21 protein-coding genes are annotated in these 25,816 nt (G+C 39.4%); all 21 read right to left on the bottom strand.

Annotated features, from left to right (window positions below; genetic code table 11):
• Window positions 1–55 precede the first annotated feature (55 nt).
• The 21 genes from A9267_RS00440 to tssJ all read right to left on the bottom strand — a co-directional run bounded on the left by A9267_RS00440 (window position 56) and on the right by tssJ (window position 25,804).
• Window positions 56–1,030 carry a hypothetical protein gene (locus A9267_RS00440; RefSeq protein WP_065107838.1) on the bottom strand — a complete coding sequence of 325 codons (975 nt, stop codon included), beginning with the start codon at window positions 1,028–1,030 and terminating at the stop codon, window positions 56–58.
• The gene (locus A9267_RS00435; RefSeq protein WP_065107837.1) at window positions 1,027–2,130 is read right to left on the bottom strand and encodes a hypothetical protein; all 1,104 of its coding nucleotides are present in this window, start codon (window positions 2,128–2,130) and stop codon (window positions 1,027–1,029) included. The genes A9267_RS00440 and A9267_RS00435 overlap by 4 nt, the downstream gene beginning before the upstream one ends.
• Before the next feature lie 21 nt (window positions 2,131–2,151).
• Window positions 2,152–2,442, bottom strand: coding sequence for a PAAR domain-containing protein (locus tag A9267_RS00430; protein ID WP_055023369.1), 291 nt, complete (start codon window positions 2,440–2,442; stop codon window positions 2,152–2,154).
• Window positions 2,443–2,491: 49 nt separating this feature from the next.
• Complete coding sequence (locus tag A9267_RS00425) at window positions 2,492–2,845, bottom strand: hypothetical protein (protein ID WP_065107836.1); 354 nt, start codon at window positions 2,843–2,845, stop codon at window positions 2,492–2,494.
• 2 nt (window positions 2,846–2,847) lie between these two features.
• Window positions 2,848–4,752, bottom strand: coding sequence for a type VI secretion system Vgr family protein (locus tag A9267_RS00420; protein WP_065107835.1), 1,905 nt, complete (start codon window positions 4,750–4,752; stop codon window positions 2,848–2,850).
• Window positions 4,753–4,825: 73 nt separating this feature from the next.
• Window positions 4,826–5,305, bottom strand: a complete 480-nt coding sequence (locus tag A9267_RS00415) for an Hcp family type VI secretion system effector (RefSeq protein ID WP_055023372.1) — start codon at window positions 5,303–5,305, stop codon at window positions 4,826–4,828.
• Window positions 5,306–5,683: 378 nt separating this feature from the next.
• Complete coding sequence (gene tssH / locus A9267_RS00410) at window positions 5,684–8,290, bottom strand: type VI secretion system ATPase TssH (RefSeq protein ID WP_065107834.1); 2,607 nt, start codon at window positions 8,288–8,290, stop codon at window positions 5,684–5,686.
• Between the two features lie 19 nt (window positions 8,291–8,309).
• Complete coding sequence (gene tssG, locus A9267_RS00405) at window positions 8,310–9,395, bottom strand: type VI secretion system baseplate subunit TssG (RefSeq protein WP_082972146.1); 1,086 nt, start codon at window positions 9,393–9,395, stop codon at window positions 8,310–8,312.
• The gene (gene tssF, locus A9267_RS00400) at window positions 9,392–11,221 is read right to left on the bottom strand and encodes a type VI secretion system baseplate subunit TssF (protein ID WP_065107833.1); all 1,830 of its coding nucleotides are present in this window, start codon (window positions 11,219–11,221) and stop codon (window positions 9,392–9,394) included. The genes tssG and tssF overlap by 4 nt, the downstream gene beginning before the upstream one ends.
• Window positions 11,218–11,706, bottom strand: coding sequence for a type VI secretion system baseplate subunit TssE (gene tssE / locus A9267_RS00395; protein ID WP_065107832.1), 489 nt, complete (start codon window positions 11,704–11,706; stop codon window positions 11,218–11,220). The genes tssF and tssE overlap by 4 nt, the downstream gene beginning before the upstream one ends.
• Before the next feature lie 9 nt (window positions 11,707–11,715).
• Complete coding sequence (locus A9267_RS00390; protein WP_055023377.1) at window positions 11,716–12,522, bottom strand: type VI secretion system accessory protein TagJ; 807 nt, start codon at window positions 12,520–12,522, stop codon at window positions 11,716–11,718.
• 14 nt (window positions 12,523–12,536) lie between these two features.
• Complete coding sequence (gene tssC, locus A9267_RS00385) at window positions 12,537–14,072, bottom strand: type VI secretion system contractile sheath large subunit (protein ID WP_065107831.1); 1,536 nt, start codon at window positions 14,070–14,072, stop codon at window positions 12,537–12,539.
• 45 nt (window positions 14,073–14,117) lie between these two features.
• A complete protein-coding gene (gene tssC / locus A9267_RS00380; RefSeq protein ID WP_055023379.1) occupies window positions 14,118–15,608 on the bottom strand; it encodes a type VI secretion system contractile sheath large subunit in 1,491 nt (496 codons plus the stop codon).
• A complete protein-coding gene (gene tssB, locus A9267_RS00375) occupies window positions 15,608–16,108 on the bottom strand; it encodes a type VI secretion system contractile sheath small subunit (protein ID WP_055023380.1) in 501 nt (166 codons plus the stop codon). The genes tssC (A9267_RS00380) and tssB overlap by 1 nt, the downstream gene beginning before the upstream one ends.
• A gap of 41 nt (window positions 16,109–16,149) precedes the next feature.
• A complete protein-coding gene (gene tssA / locus A9267_RS00370; protein WP_065107830.1) occupies window positions 16,150–17,250 on the bottom strand; it encodes a type VI secretion system protein TssA in 1,101 nt (366 codons plus the stop codon).
• 308 nt (window positions 17,251–17,558) lie between these two features.
• Window positions 17,559–18,350, bottom strand: a complete 792-nt coding sequence (locus A9267_RS00365) for a PP2C family protein-serine/threonine phosphatase (RefSeq protein ID WP_080917474.1) — start codon at window positions 18,348–18,350, stop codon at window positions 17,559–17,561.
• Window positions 18,341–19,072: a type VI secretion system-associated protein TagF gene (gene tagF, locus A9267_RS00360; protein ID WP_065107828.1), complete on the bottom strand. Its 732-nt coding sequence runs from the start codon at window positions 19,070–19,072 to the stop codon at window positions 18,341–18,343. The genes A9267_RS00365 and tagF overlap by 10 nt, the downstream gene beginning before the upstream one ends.
• The gene (gene tssM / locus A9267_RS00355; RefSeq protein WP_065107827.1) at window positions 19,054–22,596 is read right to left on the bottom strand and encodes a type VI secretion system membrane subunit TssM; all 3,543 of its coding nucleotides are present in this window, start codon (window positions 22,594–22,596) and stop codon (window positions 19,054–19,056) included. Before tssM ends, tagF begins: the two co-directional genes overlap by 19 nt.
• 22 nt (window positions 22,597–22,618) lie before the next feature.
• Entirely contained in the window at window positions 22,619–23,908 is a 1,290-nt protein-coding gene (gene tssL / locus A9267_RS00350; protein ID WP_082972145.1) for a type VI secretion system protein TssL, long form, read from the bottom strand.
• 26 nt (window positions 23,909–23,934) lie between these two features.
• Window positions 23,935–25,263, bottom strand: a complete 1,329-nt coding sequence (gene tssK, locus A9267_RS00345; protein ID WP_055023386.1) for a type VI secretion system baseplate subunit TssK — start codon at window positions 25,261–25,263, stop codon at window positions 23,935–23,937.
• A 70-nt stretch (window positions 25,264–25,333) separates the two neighbouring features.
• Window positions 25,334–25,804 (bottom strand): type VI secretion system lipoprotein TssJ, encoded by a 471-nt coding sequence (gene tssJ, locus A9267_RS00340; RefSeq protein WP_055023387.1) that lies wholly within the window; start codon window positions 25,802–25,804, stop codon window positions 25,334–25,336.
• Window positions 25,805–25,816: the final 12 nt, after the last annotated feature.

Below are 25,816 nucleotides of genomic sequence, written 5' to 3'. Positions count from 1 at the left end.
AATGTTAAAAACAGCTAAATGCGTTGTCAGCCATACAGGCTGCATTTGATTCTGATTAGCCATTTGCTTCACCGCTGCAACCTAGCCACTCATACCTTAACAGGCCAAGATAACGTTGCTCAGAAACCTCTAACTGAACGCTTACTCCTGACAAAGCTTGTTCTTTATAGCGATTAAATACGTGTAATAAATTATATAATCCCGCTGCGGCGCCAATATTCCCAGTGTAATAATTAGTTTGAGTAATTTGGGTATCTTGATCTATTTTTCCCGCGAGCTGCTCATAGGCATTAAGCCAGCTATCTTGGATGGTTTGATTATCACCGGGGAAATATAATTGTTTTAGTAAACTTGGTTCATCTTGCTCTGTAAGCTGAGTAAATAAACGCTTAATTGATTGTGTTAATTGAACCTGGGTAGCAGCGTCTTGAAATACATCAGTCACATGTAGCCCTAGTGATGTTTTTTCTGCAGTGGAAACTTGAACCTTAGTCAATATCGCGGCCTCAGAAGGCCTAATGCCTTCATCAATATCTGCATTAATCAATTGACCAGTTCGATAAAGTTCAGGCATATCAAAATACAAACTATCCACTGCGATAAAGACAATCGAGTCAACACGGCTTCCCATCGTCTTAGCCGCCTCAAACGCAATAGGTAAAGATGCACTCCCCATAGGAAAAATGCGCCCATTTGGGTGTTCAAAACAATGAGGAAAAGCTTGATGTAATGCGTTTACCCACTGAGTTAACATTTCAGGTGCTAAATTAGGTAACAACCAAAAAACAGGATTGTGTTGATATGGCGCCCATGCGCTGGCATCAGTTATAGGCAGCTTACTTAGCAGTTCGATAATGCGTGTTAATTTACATTTCGCACTGAGATCACTGCGCATACCTGAGACTAATTGAGTTCCGTTAGGTAATTGCAGATTGAAATTGAGCCCTTCTGTATAAGGTAAATTAATCAACTGCATTTGATTATCGCATTGACCTACGATTAACTCTGATTCTTGTACATTAATAATCATGAGGCCAACTTTATAGTCATTGACGAAGTTCGCACTTCACCGGTTAATCTAAGCTGATGTAATTTAGCCACTCTTTGATGAACAGGGCTCGATTTAAGCAGTATTTTATCGACCGTTTCTAGGCTAACTTCCACGCCATTGAGTAGGCGAACTCCAGGTGTATCTGGCGCATATAATTGCCAGCGATTAAGTAACTTAGCGCTATAAAATTGTAGAAATTCAGTCCGTCTTTGTGCGTTTTCTTCAAACTGTCTTTGGTAAGGAATTGACGAGTCAAGTCCAGGGCCTAAAAGCGTTCTTAAAGCATCAAAAGCAATTAATGTCTTAGCGGGGTGCTGCATTGCTTTTGCTAAAAATGGCACAAATTTACCAAAACCTGAAAAACCCATAAGCTGAATCACTCTATCATTGAGGTTTTCATCACGACTCATTAAATTGAAAATTTGAGTTAAAACCTGCTCATCTAGAGAGGTCACAAATATTTCAAACAAAGGGCTATGGCAATATTCATTTTCAACAAAACGGCTATATAGCGCTAATGGCTCAGAAATTTCTTCCAACAACATTTCTGCATATAGTGCATTCAACGGCGTAAGATTTAGTGAGGCAATACCTGCAATACTTTTTAGTCGTTTACCTCGGTAGATACAAAACAAAATATATTGGTTAATTTGCTCAGGCGTTTTACCAACCATCGAAAACTGCAAACCTTCAACACCAAACTGGCAAGCCACTAGTGCTAAACTAGGGATGTATTTATTTAAATCTATTTGATTGTTATTTAATAATAATTCAAATACTTTTGCTTGGTCGTGAGTTCTTTGTTTGAGATGAATTTGCAACAGTAGTTGCAAAACAACCAACTGATTTTCCGTACTGAAATACACATCATTTTCAAACGCTGTCACTATTTCAACGACGCTATTAGCACAGAGAAATGCTTCGCTATTATGTTCTTCGTGAGCTTGCTGCTGGATCATATTGAGTGTGACTAATAAAGATCGGGTGTTATCTTCAACATTTTTAGGGGCACACTGAAACGACGACATTAATATTTGTCGTTGTGCTAAGAGAAGTTCAAAATTCTCAATCAAGTTCATTCAACGCAATCCTTGCTCATACTATCCAATCATTACAGTAGGGTTTCCTACTACAATCTTACCTCCATGGGCAGTACTGTCTCCGAGTCTCGCTGCGGGTTTTCCATTAATCAGTACCGAACTTGAACCTGCGTTGATTGTATCTGGTGGGCCAACACAAATTAACTTGTCACCTTTACGAGCAGCTGGCATAGAACCAATAAGCACGTTTCCTGAGCCCATAATGACAGGTCCGCCTACATGTGGGACTGGGCCTGGGTTAGTTTTTGGGCATACATGCATAGATGTCAGTGTAGCTGCGGGCATTCCCATAAAATCTTCCTTGAATTGTTAGTCTTACATTGGCGCTATCGGCAGGGTATTAATCACTTTCTAACGGTATAATGAGCAAGTCTTGTTGCATTAAGGCTACCGCTATTTCTTTGATTAATTTTATTTGCTCACCCCTTCCTGATGCATACTCGTCATTCATCAAATAGTTGTAAATATGGCTAATTACATCCTGATGATTACGCCACATATGACGATTAGTTAAGAATTGTTCACCATAGGTTGTACTAGTTACATAGGTCTTATCAGGTATATCCAATAGTGGGTCTTGAGGTTTATCAACGGGTTTGCAAATCAAATACCGATAACCAAATTGGCAAATCAACTCGTGGCCACGACAAAACGCACCCATTAATCCAACGCCAGGATAACTTGAAATTTGCATTGTTAATTCAACTTAATTTGCGCTGCTTTCAACGCAATACTGGTACCGTTTAATTTCACATTAGTACCTTTAATTTGAATGTTGGTACCTTCTATTGATATCGAGCCATCACTGCTCATTTTAATCGAGGCACTACCCGTTTTAATCACGACTTCTTTCCCTGCTTCGATATTAAGCGCTTTGCCCACTTTGAGCGTGTCGTTACTGCCAATATCATCGCTACGGTCTTTACCGACTTTGAGTGTATCGTTATTGACCACTTCAGTGGTTCTATCATTACCAATTTTGCCACTGTCATTATTAACAATATCTAAAAATCTATCATTGCCGATAGTATCTTTCTGATCGTTCTTAACATTTAATTGATGGTCTTTTTCTGCTTGTAAAAATAGCAGCTCTTTACCTTTTTCATCATCAAAGCGTAATTCATTAAAATTATCTGCGCCGCCCTCTTTAGTGCTATGCGATTTAATCCCTGACTGCGTTTTTTTAGCCGGTAAAGCATAGGGTGGCATTAGATCCGCGTTATAAACTGCGCCACTGATTATTGGTTGATCAGGATCGCCATTAATAAACTCAACTAAAACTTCTTGACCTACTCTTGGGAAGAAGAAAGCGCCCCATTTATTACCAGCCCAGCTTTGGGCAACTCGGATCCAGCATGAGCTTTTACTATTAAATTCACCATCTCTATCCCAATGAAATTGCACCTTAACTCGGCCAAATTTATCAATATGCTGTTCATCACCAGATTCTCCAGTAACGACAGCTGTTTGCACTCCATTGATAAGCGGTTTATTGATTTGAAGTGTTGGCCGATACGGAGTTGATTTAGGCACACATTCAAAATCATTTTGATAAACACCAATTGAAGCGGATTGACCAGCGCCAGATTGGTTAGGCTGTGTTGCAGATGTCCTGAGGGCAGTAATGAGAAAACTCTTACCTTTATAACTGCTGTTTTCGTGATCCTTAAAACTAAAAAATTTACCTACACTAAAGCTGCGGCAGTCGCCTTGACCACTGCATTTATTCATGTCTTTTTGTAATGCTTCTAGTTGATTATTAGCAAATGGCTGAGCACGTTTATTTAACTCTGATTCGCCAAGGTAGTCGTAAACTTCAAGTGTACTTTGATCAGGTAAACTGGCATTGGCATGGCTGCCTGACGGATATAATTTGGGTTGTTCGTAATCATAACCCTTTTGCATAAAGCCGCCACTCACCATACTCATACCGCCTTGCCAATGAGCAACGTGTGACTCTGCTAAATGACCAGAAAAACAACGTACTTTCTCTTCTGCACAAGGTTTATAAGCTGTAATATCATCGGCAAGTACTAAGGTATGTGCACTCACGCTGTGTTCAAAAAAGAAGAAAATACCTTCTTGCTGTAATAAACGGCATACAAAATCTAAATCAGATTCAAGGTACTGAACACAATATTCGTATTTGGGGTATGTGCGCGTGGTTTTATTTTGAAAGGCAACTTTATGTTGACCAAACAAGTCACTAATAATATCGATTACTGACATGTTTTGAAAAATTCTGCAGTTACTGCGCTTTTTCATCAATGCCATTCTAGGCACGATAACAGCTTGATAATCAATATAATCTTGGGATACATCTGAAGCAGCCGTTCGCATGCCAGCGGATTCTAAGTGACTGACTACACCATGAAAATATCGAGCAGCTCCATCACTTTCTGCGTTGCGCAAAGTGATGCAAACATTTTTGCCCACAAGGCTATCTAAACTAATTTGTGTCCCAACGGTAAACATGGACACATTGATAGAAAATAACTGAGAAATGGCTTCTGTGGCAGTAAGATGCGTTAGGTATAGCGTGTCTTTACCTAATGGGGTGCTGATACTGATTATATTATTTTTTTGAGTCGCCTTTAGCATTCCTTGCCTCAGTCATTAAGAATTAAGATCTTGAGGAAACTGACGTTCCCTCAAGATTAAGATCGCAAATGGATTACATTTGTTGACCTTTAACACCGCTGTAGCCGTAACGTAGCGCTGCAGTAATGTTGTTTTTATCATCAGTAGGCGTTACTGCCATCATCATTTCAGTGTAACTGATAGTGATAGTTTCTACTGGACGATCGCCATGAACTGAAACACTGTAGCTAGAGATCATTGCATCAGTTAATTCGATTTGCATGATTTCTTCAATTTTGTCACCTTGCTTGGTCACATGGAAAATAGCTTTTTTACCTTTACCGATAGTTGCTTCTTTGAAAAGATCAGTAGAGGCATTATCTTGTAATTTAGTGATAGTTACATCACCTAAACGTGTAGAGCTCGCTTCACGGTCTTTTGCAGTACCAGTAAAAGAAGTAATTTCACGGCTAACATTCCAGTCTACTGATAACACAGTAATCATGTCTTTGAATTCTTCAGCAGTAGTTTCGCCTTTAATACCTTCATAATCTAAATACGTGTTCGCTTGCATTATTAATGCTCCTTTTGCGTGATTGTCATCCATTAATGGACAGTTTTATATAAGTTTAATAACAAACTTAATATTTCAATTTATTAAAAATGCACTTACTAACAAATAACACCCAAAAGTATTATTCATTGATAAAAGTAGATATATATTTTTAAAGCCAAAAGATTATAACAAAGGTTTTTTTTAAATCAATCGACCTTACAAAACAAGAGTTAATAATTTACAAAAATAATTAAAAGATATTAATTCAGACACCTATAAGAACCTGCCACAATAAAGATTTATATAAACCCTTATCATTTGTTATTATTAACACTGGCTAACTAATACCTAATAATTATATTTTGTAAGTCATCTCTTACTTTAAAAAAATTAAATTTATACTTTATAGGTAAATTCTTCCTTACTTACATTAACTTTGACATTATTTATTTTTTTATTGGTCGCCATATTCTGTAATATTTGTACTGAGAGTTCAGGTAACATTGAGTTTTGTAAAATATTGTGAACATTTCTGGCTCCAGAACCTGCATCTTGGCACATCGAAACGATCTTACTTACAACGTCATCGGTAAAACTAAATTTCGCCTGATAATGACCCGCAAGACGATGACCAACTCTCGCTAACTGTAATTTAGTAATTTCACTCAACATGTCTTGAGTTAATGGAATATATGGAACCACATTGGTTCGTCCTAAAAATGCGGGTTTAAAGTAAGTCAGCAAGTCATCTTGTAAAGCCTTTCTTAAACCATTGATTGAAGGCGCCGTTTGCTCATCTTCAAATAAAGACATCGTTGTATCTGTCCCAGCATTAGAAGTCATGATGATAATTGTATTTTTAAAATCAATGTCTCGCCCTTCACCATCTTTAATCATGCCTTTATCGAATACTTGATAGAAAATATCCTGTACACCAGGGTGCGCTTTTTCCATTTCATCCAATAAAATAACGCTATAAGGCTTACGACGAACAGCCTCTGTTAGCACGCCACCTTCGCCATAACCCACATAACCAGGAGGTGAACCTAATAGTAAAGAAACTTTATGTTCTTCTTTAAATTCAGACATGTTGATCACAGTCACGTTATCTTCACTACCATAAACATGCTCTGCCAAAGTTAATGCCGTTTCTGTTTTACCTACACCACTTGGGCCCGTCAATAAGAACACCCCTATTGGGCGTTTCTCATCACCTAACTGCGCTCGCGACGTTTGCACTGTTTTAGCAATCAAGTCTAAGGCATGATCCTGACCAATAACTCGTTTAGCCATAATGTCCTTTAGATTGAGCACATTGGTAATTTCATCATCCTGCATTTTACCAGCAGGGATCCCGGTCCAGTCAGAAATCACTTCTGCAACCAGTTGCTCATCAACTTGCCAATGCACCATAGGTTGTTTGTTGCTTGCTAATTGTTGTTTTAGCGTCGTGAGTTCGGCAACTAACTGAACAGAATCTTCCTCTCCCTTTTGGATTTTGGTCACTAATTCTGCAATGGTTTCCACTGTTTTAAGTTCGGTTTCCCATTGCTTCATTAAAGGCTTAAGTGCTTTCTCTAACGTTTTTTGCTCTTTATTTAACTCGCTAATGACTTTCTTATGATCGGTACCCGTTTTCTGCTCACGGGTTAAAATATCAATTTGCGTCTCAAGTTGCTGAATTTGTCTTTGTAATGATTCAACACTGCCTGGTGTTGAAGCCTGACTCATTGCAACGCGCGCACATGCCGTGTCCAGCAAACTTACCGCCTTATCTGGTAGCTGCCTGCCGGTAATGTAACGATGTGATAAATTAACAGCTGCACAAAGCGCCTGATCTGACACTAAGATCTTATGGTGACTTTCCATAACAGGTAGCAAACCTCGCATCATTGCAATAGCCTGTTCTGGTTCAGGCTCTTCAATTTTAACCACCTGAAAACGTCGAGTTAACGCTGCATCTTTTTCAAAAAACTTCTTATATTCAGCCCATGTTGTAGCAGCAATTGTACGAAGTTCACCACGAGCTAATGCTGGTTTTAAAAGATTTGCAGCATCATTTTGGCCTGCCTGCCCTCCACTACCGATCATGGTATGCGCTTCATCGATAAATAGAATTATGGGTTTAACCGAGTTTTTAACCTCGTTAATCAGTGCTTTTAAGCGATTTTCAAATTCACCTTTAACACCCGCTCCGGCCTGTAGCAGGGCTAAATCCAAAGTATGAATACGGACATTTTGTAACGCTAATGGCACTTCTTTTTGGGCTATTTTTAACGCTAGCCCTTCAACTACCGCTGTCTTACCCACACCAGCTTCACCAGTTAAAATTGGGTTATTTTGGCGACGACGGGTTAAAATATCGATCATTTGACGAATTTCGTTATCTCTACCTAGAATAGGATCAATTTTTCCTGCTTCAGCTTGCTGCGTTAAATTTTGGGTAAACTGATCTAAACTCGGTGTTTTACTGGGTGCATTTTCCATTGCCTGAGTCTCTTCAATATCACTACTTGATACTTTATGCTCAGTAGATTGTCTCTCAAGTTGTGGCCATGCATGCTTTAATTGCGCTGAATCGATTTTGAACAGCTGTTTCGCTGAACGAGAAACTAACGAGTTTAACGAGTCATCGGTCAATAATGTGAAAATCAAATAAGCAGTTCTGATTTCATTATCATTAAATTCAATACTGGTATTTAACCAAGTTTGTCTCAGTAGACTAACAATATGCGGCGATAAACTTGGCGCTGCGCTATTACCTGTTTTAAATTTCTCTAGGCCTTGCCTTACTTCATGAATTAATTGGTCTTTTTGGATTGAAAAACTGGCCATAATGATATCTAAATCACCTGACTCAGCCTCTAACAGCGCAAGTAACCAATGTTCAATTTCTACCGTAAATTGACTTCGGCTGTGACACACACTGGCCGCAGACTCTAAAGACTGGCGACATGTTGGATTAAGTTTCCCTACTAACTTACTTAAAGTCATCGCTGACATATTGATAATCCTTTATTAATTAAATCATTAAGCGTTTTGTTTGTTGTCCATGTTCGGTTCGGCTTAATAAACCACAACCTAACCCTAACGGCACGGCCGCTTTTGAAAGCTGAGCTTTTGGAGCATCTTGTTGTTTTACATCGAGATAAATTTTAAATTTCGCCGTTTGGCCTAAATAGCTTGATACGAGATCTTTTAACGGCTGATAACACTTCTCACCAGGCATGAATGCACTAACGGTTTGACCGTCTTTAGGTGTGAGTTGAATACTAATACTGGAATTAATATCCCAAACTCGACTGCCAATACTCGCATCTACACCTAAACGCGCGTACTGACCTTCTGGCATTGCTCTGGAAGGTAACTTGGTTTGTTCATTGGCTGAAAGCTGCTGCCAACGACCTTGAAATGACGCTATTTCGACTTCACAACCAGTAAAGTCTTTCAGCATGATTCTAAGTGATTCAGCACTCGGCGTTTTTCTATTCAAAAAACCACCGTAGTAACAGTTCAACGACTTTTTACCGCTAAGCAGGCTGAGCACATGCGTAAAACTGTCTTTTTGATTATTGAAAGCTGACACACTATCTGGCGAACTATCTTGAAGCGGTTGATAGTTAACAGAGAATCGATACTTTTCCCATGCTCGATAAAATAACGAGATGATGCGGTGATTAAATAAATCATAAAAATCCCGCATACCTGTGTCTTTTAAGCGCAATCGTTCAAGTAATAGCTCTGTATAATGTTGAGGTAGCACACCACTTGGGCCAGTTAACCCCATAAAGGAGACATGCATTTCTGCAGCAATTTTTTTAGCAGCACTTGCTTGGGTTAAATTCACTTTACTGATTGCTTGCCCAGGAAAACCCAAATGTTGATCAGACTTAAACCGCAATAACTCTTCTGATGGAATGGCATCATGGCCTACTTTGTGACCTTGCTCTTTTCCTTGAAGTAATTGCTGCTGAAATTGATATACAGCCTGATAAAAGTCATGCTCTGTCGGTGAATCAGCAATCGCTTGTAACTGTTTTGCAGGTGCACTCATGTTCGCCGACTGATTGATTAACTCATCAAAGTCTACTTCTGCGCTCATTGTCATAGTAATGGCCTATTTCCAGATCGAGCTGGCCACGTATGCGTGATGGCATCTTGATCTTTAAACCTCATGCTTAAACGCGTAAAACTATTTACAACAGAAAACTGGGCAAAGAAATGGTCTAAAATGCTGCAAAAAAAGAACACGCCACTACCTGAGTAATGATCTTTGATGAACGTAATTTCAATATGGCTACCACTGCAAAAACTGATTCGTCCATTTTGATTGACCCGAGCAGTATCGGGGGACACTGATACTTGATAGATGTTTTCAATCAAGTTTTTATTCTCTGGTGAGCATTTGAAGTCATACAGTTTTAACGTTTCTTTTAAATGCGTCAGCGCATCAGGGCCACTAAAACTGTCTATAGATAAATGGCTGACCAATTGCCAACGAGAAGCATCGCTTAATGCAGCTCTCACCGGCATAGTTGGTGCTAAAAGGCATTTGACGTGTTTGATAATATCAGCACGTTCTGGCACAAACATTTTAGGTTCATCGGTGCCAAATGGCAGGTGAGCGGGTAGATTTCTGTTACTGCATAAAGCATTAATACTCAGTATCCAAGCGCCATAATCTTCTTCGGCTTTAAAGCCTTTAAAATTATGATCCACCAGCGATAAATAGGATTCAGTCCCTTGCTCTGCATACCCTCCAGACCAACTCGATGACTCTCGCCTTAAGTGCCAAAATAAGTTGTCATGGCCTAAATACTGTGGGTGGGATTCACCGTAAAACGGTGTAACCTCAACTTGATTATCTTTAGGATCATAGGCAATAACTTGTTTAACACCGATTATCTCTGCAACTTCTGCATCGGCATAACGCGCTGCCAGTTTATATTCATATTGAGATGCATCGATACTGACAGGCTCAAGTTTTTGCTCAAATAAATTTATGACTGGAGTACACCCGAGCAAAAAGTGATTCGCTGTAACTTGTTTTTCAAGGTCTTGCGAGCCTTCTTTTAAATAGATATAAAGCGAAAACTTATCGTTGATCCCTTGCCACTTTCCTTCAATATCATCAATATCAAAAAATAAAAACTTTTCAGGAAAAATGAAGTTTTCAAGTAACATACGGTATCCAGCGCTACTGCGTTGGCTGTATGGTATGACTTGCTGATCATCTTCAAATCCCACCGACTTTAAATGCCGCTGAGTTAAGAAATGACACACAGTTTGGTCTTCATTCACTAAGGCAAAGCCTAAGCTATGTTGAAACAGTAATTGGTATAACTGGAAAGTTTGATGGTCCTGACCATTCAAGAAAAATCTCAGTCTGTTAACACCTAAACTCGGCATGCTAATTTCTTCAAACTCACATGCTATATCCAGTTTGATAATGGCTTTAGCCCGTTCTGGCCATTGAGGTTCTGGCGCATTGAATGGAGCATTTTGAAATTGCACTTTTTGCACTTCAATTGGCCACAGTTTCATGTCGTAACATGTTTGAAAATGACATGGCTTCATACCATCAACTTGAGTATCAACCTTAGTATTTTTAGGTAACTGTACTCCTGTTGTCGACAAGTTTTCTGTGGTGACTTTTATCACTGACATTGAAGGAATTGGTGCTTGATAATCAGGATACAATTGACCTAATAACGCTTCTGTCAATTCAGGGAAACTGTCATCTAACTTCTGCCTTACTTGCGCTGTTAGTAGCGAAAAAGCTTCGATAAGTCGTGACACATGTGGATCTTCGACATGTTCATCACTTAACCTTAATCGACCAGCGACCTTTGGGTATTGCTCCGCAAACTCCGAGCCCATATGCCTAATAAATGCTAACTCTCGGTTGTAATATTCTAATAATTCTTGGTTCACAACGCCCCCTCATTCACAATCATCGCCAGATGAACTGGTTCAACTTCTGAGTCAAATGTAATAAATTCAGGTTCAGGATCCGCATATAAAAGTGCATTAATCTTTAACCTTAATACCCGATCTAATGGTTGCTCGTTATCTACCGTTTCAACCATGACTTCAAGAAATCGAGGCTCAAACCGTTTAATCGTGTCAGCAACCTGTTTACACAGAAGTTGGCGCCCATCGAGGCTTGCAACAGGCATAGAAGAAAAATCACGTAAACCATAGTTCATTAAAGAATGATCCAGTTCGCTTAAATGTTCTGGCCAAGTTTGCCACTGTAACTTTGCATTAAGCAGATTTTCTAAATCACGACGAACATTGGTTCTTAACTGACGTAAATTAAGGCCTCTATGGCTATCTTTGACATCTTGCTCATCTGGCGCATCATCGATTAAACGATCAAGTACTGATGCCATAATAGGTTGCTGGTTTTGGCTCAAAATGACTTCCTACTGTAAAACGGGAGTGTGGATTTTAGTCACTTGATTCAAAGGCAGTGCATTGTCATCTGCAAACCACATTTTTAATCCTTTACCTGTCATAACGTCTGTGGCGACTTCTTGCCAATCCGTTTCACGACCTAATTTTTGCGCATCGGTTTCGCTATTACCGTAAACAAGTGGGATATGTGCTTCGCCACTTGGGCCGTTTTTAATCGCTAGATCAACACGTCTCCAGACGGTTTCAACCAATGATGAAACCGGTTGGAAATTGATATATTCAATTTCTGAAAGTTGCGCTAAATAGTAATAGCCATCAGTTCCGAAGATTTCTATAAAGCCACCTAAGGTGTCATCCAAATCTCTTATCTCTTCATTAACTTGATCGTCTAATAACAAACTCACTTGAGGGCGTTGAGCTTCTAATCCTTGACTACACTGAGCCACTTCATTGGCAGTATCATTGCCTTTTTGGGCATCAGTTAACGCTAAACGTAACTTCATTAGCGCTTCAACGTGATCATCAGAGTCAGCGAACAGTTTAGGTACTGAGTTGCCTTGCATATAATCCTGTCTACTTTGCTCTGCACGAATTAATTGACGTAAGTTTGAAGCACCGATTAAGAAATCAGGATGTTTTTGCACAAGAAGATTAAGCTGCTTGTCAGCACGCTCAAGTTCACCGTTAATGCAAAGCAGTTCAATGAATGCACTTTTTAAATCAACATTCATTGGGTCTTCTCTTAACTGAGCTTCTACATATTTAATTGACTCTTGTAGCTGACCACTTTGCAGCATCTGTTGTATTTTTTTCATGTGATACCTTTTAATTAATTCCTTGAGGTCAGCTCAGTCACTAACTTAATGCTAGAAACCATCTGATCTAATTGAAAATGGGGTTGTAATTGAATAATTGAGTAAAAATGCCCTGGTTTTCCGCGCATTTCCTTCACTTGTACTTGGGCATTTCTTAAGGGATATTTGCTTCTAACATCGTCAGAAGACACATCGGATGCAGTCGTGTAATTATGAAGCCATAGTTGTATATCTCGCTCACAAGCCTCTGCAGAGCTCAATGAACCGATTTTTTCTCGACCTATCACTTTGATGTAATGTGCAAACCGAGATACGCAAAGCGTATATTGAAGCATGGTTGATAGTTTGGCATTGATGGTGTCTTCCAAACGTTCGTACTTTATGGGTTTCTGGGCTGATGCATTGCTGTAAAACACTAAGTGTTCGCAGCCTGAAACGGGAGATAATGGAATAAAACCTTGGTCAGAAAATGACTTTTCAGCTCTATCACTGACAAGTAAATCCACTGACGGTTTCTTACGCTTGCGGTATAAGTCAGTTTCATACTGGCTAACAGCTAAGTCACACACTAGCCCTTTTTTACGACTACCAGGCTCTAAGCCTCGAATATGGCCAAACCAGCCTGAATCACTAAATGAGCGGATTAATACGCCACCAAAGGCGTAAGCGGCATTTCCCCATAAATGATCAGTCTTTGGGTGCTTTATTGATTCTTTAAACTTGAAGCCTTCACTGCGCGTCCCGTCAATTAAATATGGCGATCGCATCAGTATGTGCGGCATGGTGAGTCCAATAAACCTCGAATCATCCATTTCACGAAGTGAGTTCCACTTTACATATTCAGTTTGCTCGAATATTTTTTCAATATTCATGTGAGCCGACAAATCAGAGAAGTCATCAACACCAAATAATGTTGGGCATGCCGATGTAATGAAAGGAGCAAAAGCTGCTGCAGCGGTGCGAGATATGTCTTTTAGTACATCTATATCATTAGTCGCAACACCTGGCCTAGATTTATGGCTAAGTTGATAATCACCAATGAGCGTGCCAAAGGGTTCGCCACCAGACATGTCATATTCATTGTTATAAATGAGTTTGAAAAATTCGCTTTGGTCAAATTCAATAGCCCGATTGATATCTTTAGATAACGTCTGCCAACAACAATCGAGAATTTTTACTTTAACTTTCTGATCTTTATCATGTAACTCTTGCTGCTCTACAAGATAAAACACGCCACGCCAACTCGCCTCTAATGACTGAAAAGCTGTGTTGTGAATAATGCTATTGATTTGTTGTTCGAGCTGCTTATCGATAAGATCTACCGCTTTTAATAAAAGAGGTAGCACTGAGTGCTTGTCAAACTGAGTTAAAGAATGACGCGAGTTTTCAAGCCACAATAATAACGATCGTGTTGAGTCTGATTCACGAAGGAATCGTTCAACAAGATGTTTATTTTTCAGCTTTTGTGGTGTTGAAGACACAGGCTGTTTAAAGCCTGCGTCATCATTGAAAATTTCACTTGTAACAAATGAAATGGTTTCTTGCGTCATCGTTTGTTTCTATCCTTGAAAACAAATGAGGGTCACTGTCAGTGATTATCCTACTTTAGGAATTTTCGCCACTAGACGTAGTGATGCAGTTAACTCTTCCATTTGCAACCAAGGACGTAACCAAGCTACAGCATTATAAGAGCCCGGTTGACCTGGGATTTCCTTCACTTCCACTTTTGCGTCAGCTAATGGATATTTGGCACGAATATCTTGTCCGCCACCTTCTGATGCATTGACAAAAGAAAGGATCCAACGGTTTAACCATGCTTCAACGTCATCGGCTTCCATAAAGCTACCAATCTTGTCACGAGCCATTACTTTTAAGTAATGTGCAAAGCGAGACGTTGCCATTAAGTAAGGTAGTCGAGATGAAATTGCAGCATTAGCCGTTGCATCGTGACTAGAAAAGATTTGTGGTTTTTGACAGGTTTGTGCACCAAAAAATACGGCATAATCAGTATGCTTGTAATGACATAATGGTAAGAAACCAAGTTTACTTAACTCTGCTTCTCGGCGGTCTGTAATACCGATTTCAGTTGGACACATTAAGTCTGGGTCGCCATCATCACTGGTAAAGACATGAGCAGGTAGACCTTCAACTTTACCCCCACCTTCTGCACCACGAATCGCAGTACAGAAACCATACTGGCTAAATGCTTGACCCATATTGGTTGCCATAACATATGCTGCGTTCATCCAGCAATAATCATCATGAGCTGCAACTTTAGAACGGCCACTTGCCGCATCCATTTCAAACTCTTCGTAACAGAACTCTTCTACTGGTTTAGTTGCACTACCGTAAGGTAAACGCGCAAGTACTCGTGGCATAGTCAAGGTCACAAAGCGTGAATCATCACTGTCACGGAATGAACGCCACTGTGTGTACTCTAATGATTCGAATACTTTTTCAAGATCACGTGGTTTACTTAATTCTGTCCAGTCATCAAATCCAAATAACGATGAACCAGAAGCAGAAATAAATGGGCAGAAGCCAGCAGCAGCCACATTAGACATTAAAGATAAGGTTTCAATATCTGATGGATGATTAGTAAATTCATAATCGCCGACTAAACAACCATAAGGTTCGCCACCTGGCGTTCCGAACTCAGACTCATATATTTTCTTGAACATTTGGCTTTGATCAAACTCAACAGCCTTACTTAAATCCTTATGAAGCTCTTTTTTAGATAAGCTCATTACACGGATTTTTAATGTCGCGTTGGTTTCAGAGTTCTTAACTGTGTGATGAAGACCACGCCAGCTTCCTTCTAATTTTTGCAGCTCATCATTATGCATAATCGCTGCAAGCTGTTTCGAAATAACTTCATCCAAACTATCAATCGCTTTGTTAAACGTCACAGTTAAGTTTTTATCCCACTGAACTGTCCCTTTCAACGCTTCTTCAGTCAAAGAGCGAATAAGCTCTTCAGCACGTGTTGAATCAGTTTGTTTCGTAGCATCTATCGCTTGGTCAAGAATCGACACACTCAGTGTTTCTTCGTTTACAGGCTCTAATGTAGCGGCATCCGTGCTCATCATTCAGCTCCTTTAAGATTTAGTTCACCGGCTAGTTTGTCTAAGCTAGTGGTATTGTTTAATACGTCTTCTAAAATATTCTCAAGATTCTCTGAGCGGTCTACTTTAGTCATCAGATCACGCAATTTGTTACGTGTTTCCATTAACTTTTTCAAAGGCTCAACTTGATTGACGATCGCTGCAGGTTCAAAGTCTTCCATGCTTTTGAACTCTAAATCGACATTCATTTCAGAATCATCGTCAGCTAACGTATTTTTCACAGAAATATTTAACTTAGGGCTCATGCGCTTTAGCACGTCATTAAAGTTATCACGGTCGATTTGTACAAAACGACGGTCTTTTAATGGTTTTAAATCTTCAGTGTTATGGCCGGTAAAGTCACCTGTAATACCAATCACAAAAGGCAGCTCTTTTTTTACAACTGTGCCTTCTGTTTCTACATCATAGGTAATGTGGACGCGGGGTTTTCTCACTCGCTTTAATCTATCATGTACACTCATTTGAACTCCTTTCAATAAAATTGTGAGTAATCGATTACAGATTATTCTTCAGTTTTTATTCCAGATAATTTAAAGAAGCCATTCCTCGCTTCTCCATCTTGGATTAATTCTTGTAACAACTCAGGTAAACTCAGATCACTCCACCTAATGACTTGCTCTATGGCATAGGACATCGGTGAATGTGGCTCAGTATTCTTAAAAAATTCTGCGATTTTCTCCAAATTATCAATAGCTTGAGCGCGAGAATTTAGCTGTTGCTCAATCCCAGTCGAGCTACTTTGCACCGTTAGTTCGTCATCAGTTTCTACTTCAACTTCCGTAGATATTGAAGACGTTTGGCTCTTAGCTAAAATAGGTTCGGTTATCGTATGAATTTGAAGCGCACAGGCTTCTAATGCTTTTCGAATATAGCTAGTCGGTTGTGGTAAACCTCCCATCGCAGTATCCATGACTTCCGACAACCTTGAAAATGCAGCGATTGCAGCATTGACATCAGCATCAAGTTCAATAAAAAAGCTATCTGATGTTTCCTTAATACTTAACTCAACTTCTTCAAGTGATATAGCACCCGCATCGAAACGTTTTTCTTGTTTGTCGCTATCTAGCCTATCGACCTCTAATGCTTGCTCATATTGCCAAGTTGAATAGGCGAAGGCCCCTTCTGTGATGGGAATGGTTTTGATTGGTTGAATTAATGAACCTTCGCTTTCAACACCGTTTAAACCAATTAATGGCGCAATTCGTTCTTCAAGATCGTCTGGGTCAGGTATTGGATATAAGTTTTCCCAATAGCGCTCAATTAATTCAGCGGCCAAGGTAAAACCAAAACTTAATCCCTTAAATCCATGTAAACGGCATGCAGCTTCAATAAACCAAGCGATGTACTCGAGATCTTTGGCTTTATCTCTAGTGATATCTGGCACTTGCTCAAAGATTGGGCGCCACTCAATAGCAACAGAAAGCACATCTTCTTCGTCTATTAACGCTTTTCGTTCATTCGCCCGTGCTGTGCTTCTTACATCTTTAAGTAAGTAATAGGTAGATGTTGGACTGATATCAGAACGCGGATCTTCTCCCGTTACAGCTTCATCTGTAATAGGTTCAATTAATTCTTCAATCGATAGATTATTTAATTGGCTCAACTTTATTCAATCCTTGAATATATTATTATCAATATTCGATAACAAATTGTGCTTCTACACAAAACTAATAAAACACTAATACTTAATAGTGTATATTTAAAATTAATACTAAAAATAATACTTTTTGATGTTATATATCAGATCACATATTAGTTAATACTTTATAATGTAAAAAACATCTAATACGCAATAATCATTAAGTATAGATTTATTTTAAATAACATACTTATTAACTATTAATATAATAATTACCATGTAACATTTACACTTTTGTTAATTCATCAACAAGAAAACTTCCGATTTATTCTTTAAATAAATACAGGAATGGTTTTATCAAAGTCATCATTTGACTCACTTATGTCTTTTGAAGATAAACCCGACGTAACTTGAGTGTTTTTTACTAAAATACAAGTGACATTATCACGCGCATTTCGAACTAACGATGCATGTAATAAGGCCAGTCCAGAATCAATAATATTACCAGAGTTAATTGTGGCTTCGATTTCAGTGTCACTAAGTTCTTTATTTAGGCCATCACTACAAAGTAAAAACGTATCGCCTTCAACCACTTTACCCGTCCGATAATCAATATCTAATTGACTATCGACTCCCACAGCACGTGTGATTACATTTGCTAATGGATGTGACTCTGCATCTTCAGCGGCCAACAAACCTTCATCAACCATGTCATTCACTTGACTGTGATCTTTGGTAATCATTGTCATTTTCTGTTGTCTTAACAGATAAATCCTACTGTCGCCGACCCAAAGCAGGTGATAATCGCCTTGATATAACCACAACACTACAACTGTACTACCGGCGACTTTACCTTCAAAATCAGTTTGGCTCATTTGCTGAAGCTGGGTATTACTGTTTTGTAATGCGAGCTTTAAAATATCAACACTGATTAGCTCAGGAGATAATCCATCAACAGCCTGTTGAATATTGTCGATAACTAATTGGCTCGCCACATCACCAGCAGCATGACCTCCCATCCCATCAGCAACAACCCATACACCGATATGCGGAAGTTCTAACATAGCGTCTTCATTAATTTCTCGTACTGTGCCTCTGTGGGTTAAAGCTTGACTTAAGTGCACGTATTTTGCTCCTTCACTAAGGCGGCTGTATTCCAACCTCTTTGTATCCATTGCCCGCTTAACATAGAGACAAACTGGCTAATTTGAGGCAGCCCTTCTGTGATAATCATGCATGCTTCAACCTCTGATGAACCTTCTGTCCACCAAATACTGTATCGTTCAAACTGTTTACGGTATTGCTGATCAAGTAGTGACAATATATTAGGAGCATTACTTCCCTGAATAACCCAAGCTTTTTTTGTAATGTCACTAGATTCACTTTGAGATGAACACAGAGCAGCAACCGGAATCGTGTACTGTTGCCCAGAGACATCATTCAACCAAGTCTCAAGATTGATATCATCTTCAAGTACCTGCAAAATCTGTGCTTCAAATTGTGTCGACCATTCGTTTTCATGCCAACCACATACCGCAGCTTGCTGATGAAAGCCTGCTAAAGTAAAAGGATAATGACGCCCAACATTATCCACGCTCGGAATAAGTGTCCCCACTACTGCTTGCTCGCAGCATACTCCAGCTGACAAAGAAAAATGCCAAACAGGGCTTGTGAGATAATAATCCAGCCATTCATTGCCGCTTTGCTCTTTACTCACTGCAATGACTGCTTGTAACCACTCATTCCAGTTTTTAAAAAAGTCTATATCTAGATTTTCTTGTAAAAAGTCACCCTTTGAGGGGACTTTACCGCAATAACCTAATCGCATTAAAGATTCGACGGACATGAGAAAGTCTCCATATTAGCCATCCAAAATGGATTGTTTACGCTGTTAGCAATCAGTTTCAATTCAGCGTTATATCCACTGAGGTTGATCATTAACTTGCCGTCTTTCTTTGTTTGCGGACGTTTTTTACTCAACTCATCGAGTAAGCGGAAGAATGACCATTCTCCTTCGTACTTCTTATTGATTGAACGGCCACCATTAGGCGGTGAAAACGCAATGCGAGTTTCATTATTGGCGCCTCGACCTGGCCAGAAAAATAACTCTTTACGTGTTGGTCCATGGCGGTATTTAAGTTGTTGTTCATCCAATTCTAATAAGAATAGGCTGACACTACTGTCCAGTAGTTGTGGCTCAAGAGAGAAGTTAATTTTGGGGAATTTAGTTCCCGGTTCAAAGAATGCCTCTTTAATGATTTCAGCTCGTTGGTACATTTCTAACACGTCATAGCTAATACCAATGTTACGTTTAAAGCGCCATGGCTTTTTACTGGTATCAACATGCGCTGCCAGATATTGGTCCCAAAACTGATCTAAGGTGCCGCCATAGCCAAAGAACTTGCTAAAGTCTTTTAGTCTCACATCTTCTTTTGCACGACGGTTGAACGGGTAACGACCTGATATCGCACGATTAAACTCAGCTAAGACCTCTGAGCGCCAAATGCCATTAAATCGCTGACTTTGGTTAGTTTTAGCAAATGATCTAGTTTGATAAGCAACATCATTTAACCAATTTTTGACTGGGTATGGTAAATCCATCAATTGCTCTGACAATGTCATTCCCATCTGAGCAAAGTTTTCTTCTACAGCCTGGTTCACAACTCTGCCATCCGATTGAAGAAGTAACTTGCTGTAATTTCGATTCAATGCGCGCAGAGTAGTTTGAATTTGATCGACTTCTACTAAGTTAATTTTAATCAACTCACTAAAGGCAACTTCCACTTCTTTACCAGGCAAGTCGACATTTAACTCAATTGCGGTATCAGGTAGCAACCGATTTAACTGCGCTTTTTTAGAACGAAAGGCAACATCAGTGACATTGGCAGCCACTTCAGATGCAGCCTTTAAATTATTAGACTCCATAGGAAGTTTGGTTAGCTGCACATTTTTTTGCGCCGCGGCAATGATGGTTTTTATGGGTTGATCAGGACTTGATAACGCCGCTGTCACACGCTCAGCCACTTCAAGACTTGAGTATGGTTTTACAGAAATATCACTTAAAAAGTCTTCCCAATAAAATATATAGTCACGAATATACTTACGCTCTAATTCAGCTGTTAGACGTTTTTTAGCCTGCTCATCTAAATTAGCTAAGTCATCTCCATATACCCAGCTGTCAGCAGTCAGGTTTTTAATAATTTTGGTTTTTTCAATATTGAAAATTCCGTGGAACCCATTAAAAGTATACAAGCCTGGAATACCGTCATTAAACGGTCTACCACTCATAAATGTTAAGCCATCAAGACTGTCTAAACTAAGAATATCCACTAGTTTAAAATCAGGAATACTGCTTTGAGAGAAGTCGCTCTTCAATCTCTGATAAGCTCGCTCCACCAGCGGCAACATAGTTAAATTAGCTCGAGCGCCATCAACAACCATGTCATCGTATTGATTTCCACGGATCCCTAACGTTAAAAGTGTCTCAATATGTTGGTTTAGCTGCTCTCTGATTTCGGCATTAACATTCCCAGTAATGTTGCGATCAATATAAGCAGAGAACCAAATTTTGATATTGCTTTCATCAAAATGCTCCGGTAGATACAACATGAGATATGTTTTTAAGGTTTCATATAAATAATTAAGGTGCTGACCGTTAGCATCCATTTCTTCGCTTAACACATCTAACATAAACGGCAATAAATGCGCTTCTAATGCTCGCTCATATGCAGCTGAAGCAGGTTGCTTTAACTTATCCCCTTGGTACAAACCAAACGTTTGTGCATCCTCAGGTTTTTCTGATCCAAACCCCACAGGTAAATCACGAATCAGTGTCAAACCTTTAGTTAAGGTGATGACATCAGTGTTCGCATTCAGACCACCATGAGTAATATCCTCATACTGAGCAAGTTCAGTAAAAGTATTATCGATAAGCTCATGGTTCCAATCATAACTTTGCCACCAAATATAACTCGTAAATAAAGTGACCACTGCGGCTGCACCCACCGAAACCTTACGCAGCATTCTGTTTTGGTTAGTATGTTTGCGGTTTGTAGAGGCTAAATTCTTCTCAGGAAAAATGACATCTTCCAAAAGTCGTTTAATAAAGTAACTACGCTGCTTATTACTATTATTGCTTTTAGTTTTACTTTTAATACCGCTGGATAAGTGAGTTGAAAGATGGTCAATCGGCGTGCCTTCTTGGGTCGCACTGGTTAAGTATACGCCACGCAAAAGAGGGGCTTCTTCGTAAGCATTCGGAGCAAATATTTCCTTTAAGAAATCATCTGCCGAACTTTGAAGTAATCGTAGTTGTTTTGGGAACTCATAAATTACTGCTCGGCGCTCAAGATCACGCTCATTTTTAAGGCGACTATTTAAGCGAGCATTTAAGTTCAATAACAAATGATGAAACTCTTTATTGAAAGTACTAACGATGTCAGTTTCATCATCTTCGGTATTTAATGGAAAAGTCACGCCCCAAATTTGTTCGCAATCTTCTTTGGTTAAATCATCAAAAAATTCGTTAAATCCTGCAACTAAATCAGATTTAGATAACAACACATAAACAGGAAATGTCATGCCTAACTGGTTTTGTAATTCCTGCAAACGCTGCTTAATCGCTCGTGCGTGTAGATTACGTTCAGTTTTAGTTTGATTAAGTAACTCCGACATTCCCATGCTAATAATGACGCCATTGATTGGCCTTACTGGTCGGTATTTCTTCAATAACCCCAAAAAGCCCTGCCATGCACGTGAGTCTTGTTTAACATGACTATCTTGGGTGGTATAGCGTCCTGCGGTATCAATAAGTACCGCTTTGTTAGTAAACCACCAATCACAATGACGTGTACCGCCAACACCTTCAATCATGTCGACACCCATTTTATCTTTTAACGGGTATTCCAATCCTGAATGCTGAATTGCAGTCGTTTTACCACTTCCTGGTGGCCCAATCATGATGTACCAAGGAAGCTCATAAATACTTTTGTTTTTGGTTAATTTAGTTTGCTTTAAAATATCTAACGCTTGGGTCATTTTGTTTTGCAGCAGCGTTATCTCACTTTTTACTAGCTCGTCTCCGTTAACCGCAGCGCCTTCTTCACCATTAATCAAGCTATCAGCCATTTCTTCACTTTGTTTTTTACTTTTAATTTGTCGTGAAAAATGAACGCCACCCCAGACCATGACAATGACCAAAAGTACAATGACACGAACTGCTGCAGACGCTAATGGCTCATAACCTGCAATAGCGACTAATGGGCCACCAAACCAAATAAGTAGTGCTAAACACACAAAGCCTAAAATGGTAATAACCCATTTAGATTTAAGTGTTTCGACAATTCCCTTGCCGACTGATTTTAAAGACATTTATACAATTCCTTTTGTCACTCTAAAACAATAAGTCAATTTCAATTCGACGATTTAAAGCACGATTAAGCTCGCTATCATTAGCAAAACGAGGCTCAGACTCTCCCCTTCCTTCAGGCCATAACCGACCACTCAATGACGCGTTATGCGCTAACACATTGCCAATCGATGTGGCTCTAGCAAGTGAGAGATGCCAATTTGATGGGTATTTAGACGTAAAAATCGGTTCGTCATCAGTATGGCCAGTGATCAAGATTTTCCCTTTGGTTCCTTCAAGTGTCCTAGCGATCTTAGCTAAAATCGCTTCAAAATCTGATCTTGGCTGAGTGTTACCCGATGCGAATAATTCACCAGCACCAATTCTGATCCGAACTCTGTCACTTAATTGCTCTACTTCAAGTAGTTGCATACTAATTTCTGTCTGCAATAACTGCTGTAGTAAAAGGGCTTCTTCACGGCTTAATTGTTGCTGTGCAGCAACGGTTTTTTCCCATGGTACGATAGATGTTAATTGCTTATATGCCTGTGACGAATAGCTATTAATACTGTAGTTAAATCCCATGTAGACGAATAAAATAATCACCCCAAACAACGCACCAATCACCCATAAAGGGAAAGGCTGTTGAAATGATAAATTTGGCACAATATTATTTCGCCAGTCAGGTGATAACTCCCGATGGAAGTCGCCTTTACAAGATTGGATAGCAAGGTAAGTTCGCTCTCTTAACGCTTCCAGTTTCTGGTCGCCTTGAGGCTCAATACGCATTTTCCCGACAAAACCAAGCGTTAAACATAAATACATCAATTCCAGTAAGTTACATTTCTCAGCAGGTTGTAATAAAGACGCATCAAGTAGCGTATAAAAATATTCACCCCCGAGTGTTTCATTATGAAAAGTCGACAGTAAACTCTCAGAAGCCCAGTAACTTTGGCCGCCCCATGCTGTATTCAAAACCACTTCATCAATAAAACAGCACAAGCAATAGCGCGCTGACTTTATGTCTTCGGCAGCAATATCAGCATTACGAAGTTGTTGTTCATAATGTTTAATCAACTCAACACAATGCACACGTAAGGTATTTACGTCATCATGCTGAGTACTCGTGCGTAATTGAGTACAAATAGATAGTAACGTGCCTGCATAATCAACAATCGGATTTTGTGCCAAGCTTAATACAGCACTTTGCGTTCTGTTATCAACGCTTTGTTCTTGTATTAATGTTTTCTGATTATCATCACTAACTTTAGGTTTTTGGATTGCCATCCCCGCGCCTTTCCCTGGACGTGGTTTAACAATGGTTTTATCGTTCACAAAAATTATCCTTAATATTGTGGTTGTTAAACGCTTACAGCCCAAAGCTCAAGTTGTAAATCCGGATAAGCGCCAGAAATATGCATCGCAACACCACCACTGGATTTAAGTTTGATCCAATGGCTATTGTTCTTATCTAATTGGAAATAATGATAGCCAGCATGATATGGCACTTGTCGCGGGGCAACAGGTAGGTTCGTGATTCCGATACCGGCCAGCTGGTTATTTACCAGTTCTCGAATCGTTTCTACCGAGCCAATTTTAATTTGTGACGGCAAACGCTGACGTAAATCATCATTTGGTACATTCGCTTTCACCGCTAAGATGAACTCTGCGCTATCAAGTAAACTCTTATCGGCAATGGTTGAGAAGTACACGCCAAATTTGGTTTTTTCGAGTACCAATTCTGTTGCTGTTTGCTCAAGGACAGTGCTTAATCCGTGGTTAACAATGACCATGATATTACCGAATACATAGGTCAAATTATCATGCTGATAAGTAGGCAATTTCGGTGGTCTTTTATCTTGGCTGCTAAACGTCGATAGCTCACCTGCAAAACTCACTAGAGTTCTAAATAACACTTCAGGATGGATATGATTGATGACGCTATAATGCTCAAATAAAGGTTGGTATTTATTCAATAGTTGTAGCATTAAAAAGTCAGCAATTGAGCTTGAAGATCCTTGAGCTTGACTCAATCTGCCAGCAATAGCTTCTGCACGTTGGTTTATCATTCCCGTCACTTCTGAAGTGACATTAAGCAAGGCTTTAATATGCTCTATGCCGGTACAAGCTGGAATAAACTTTTTATCAAGCCTAATTGCCCCTTCTTCAGAAACATCAATAACTCGAGCGATGGCGATAGATACATAGCCTGAACGGTCTTCACTTTGCAGCTTTAAGCGGCAATCAAATTTTGCGACTTGCAACACTTCCATTGCATCAGAACCCACACTGGTATCAACAATATTATGATCTTCGTACAAGTAGCGAGTGATTTGATTTTGTTCAGATGACGAAATATTAAGGCCGTTACTTTTCGCTACAGGAAGCACTAAATAAATCAGTTGATCGATTGTCCCTGCTGGTATCGATAACGCATTAGGAAGCGGACTTTGCTCAGGCATTAATACTAAGGTTTGATCTTGAAATACACACTCAATTCTATCTAAACCAAACTGACCTAGTGGCAACAAGCTATAATTAATTTCGTATTGGGTCACTCCCCATGCAAATGGGTTAGCTTTATTCGCTATTTGAGTTTGCTGATACTGTAAAAAACGTTCTTGTTGTTGCATATGCTGAGGGCGTAAAAACATCCCTTCAGTCCATGCTATTGGGCTAAAATCGCTCATAACTTCCTTATTATTTCCAATACTTGTTATCGTTGTTGAAATATCCGTTATTTCAATTTAAATAAAATCTTTACTGCTCAGAGTTATAAACTGCTATTTTTTCTATATTGACTGTGACACTGTCATATCCAGTAGGGTCAACCTCAACAACTGAGCGCCAGCGAGAAGCATCGATATCGCGATAAGCCACAATCACCCCTACGTATCGTGTGTTTTGACCTAAGCTCATTGGATACTCGTGAATTTCAGAAGGTTGCAATTCAAGCTCATCTTTTCGAATTAAGTCAGGTCCTAATACCGATTCAGCAGACTCGTAAAGAGTGAAAAAATCCTGATTATCAAAGATGGTACGGGAAGAAAGTTCGAATATTTTTACTACCACAGGCGACGGACGCTTATTGATATCAGGGTTAATATCTGCGCTCGCACTAAACGTGATATCGGTATAAGCAGGTACCACGGCATTAATGGTTTTACAGCCCGTATTTATCAACAATACTGAGGCTAGTAAAGCTTGATACAATCCTAATTTTAGTTTCATCGCTTAATCCCT

It is taken from the genome of Shewanella sp. UCD-FRSSP16_17 (assembly GCF_001675935.1).
Lineage (GTDB): Bacteria > Pseudomonadota > Gammaproteobacteria > Enterobacterales > Shewanellaceae > Shewanella > Shewanella japonica.
The sequence above is the reverse complement of the archived record's forward strand: the minus strand, read 5'-3'. Positions and strand labels throughout refer to the sequence as shown.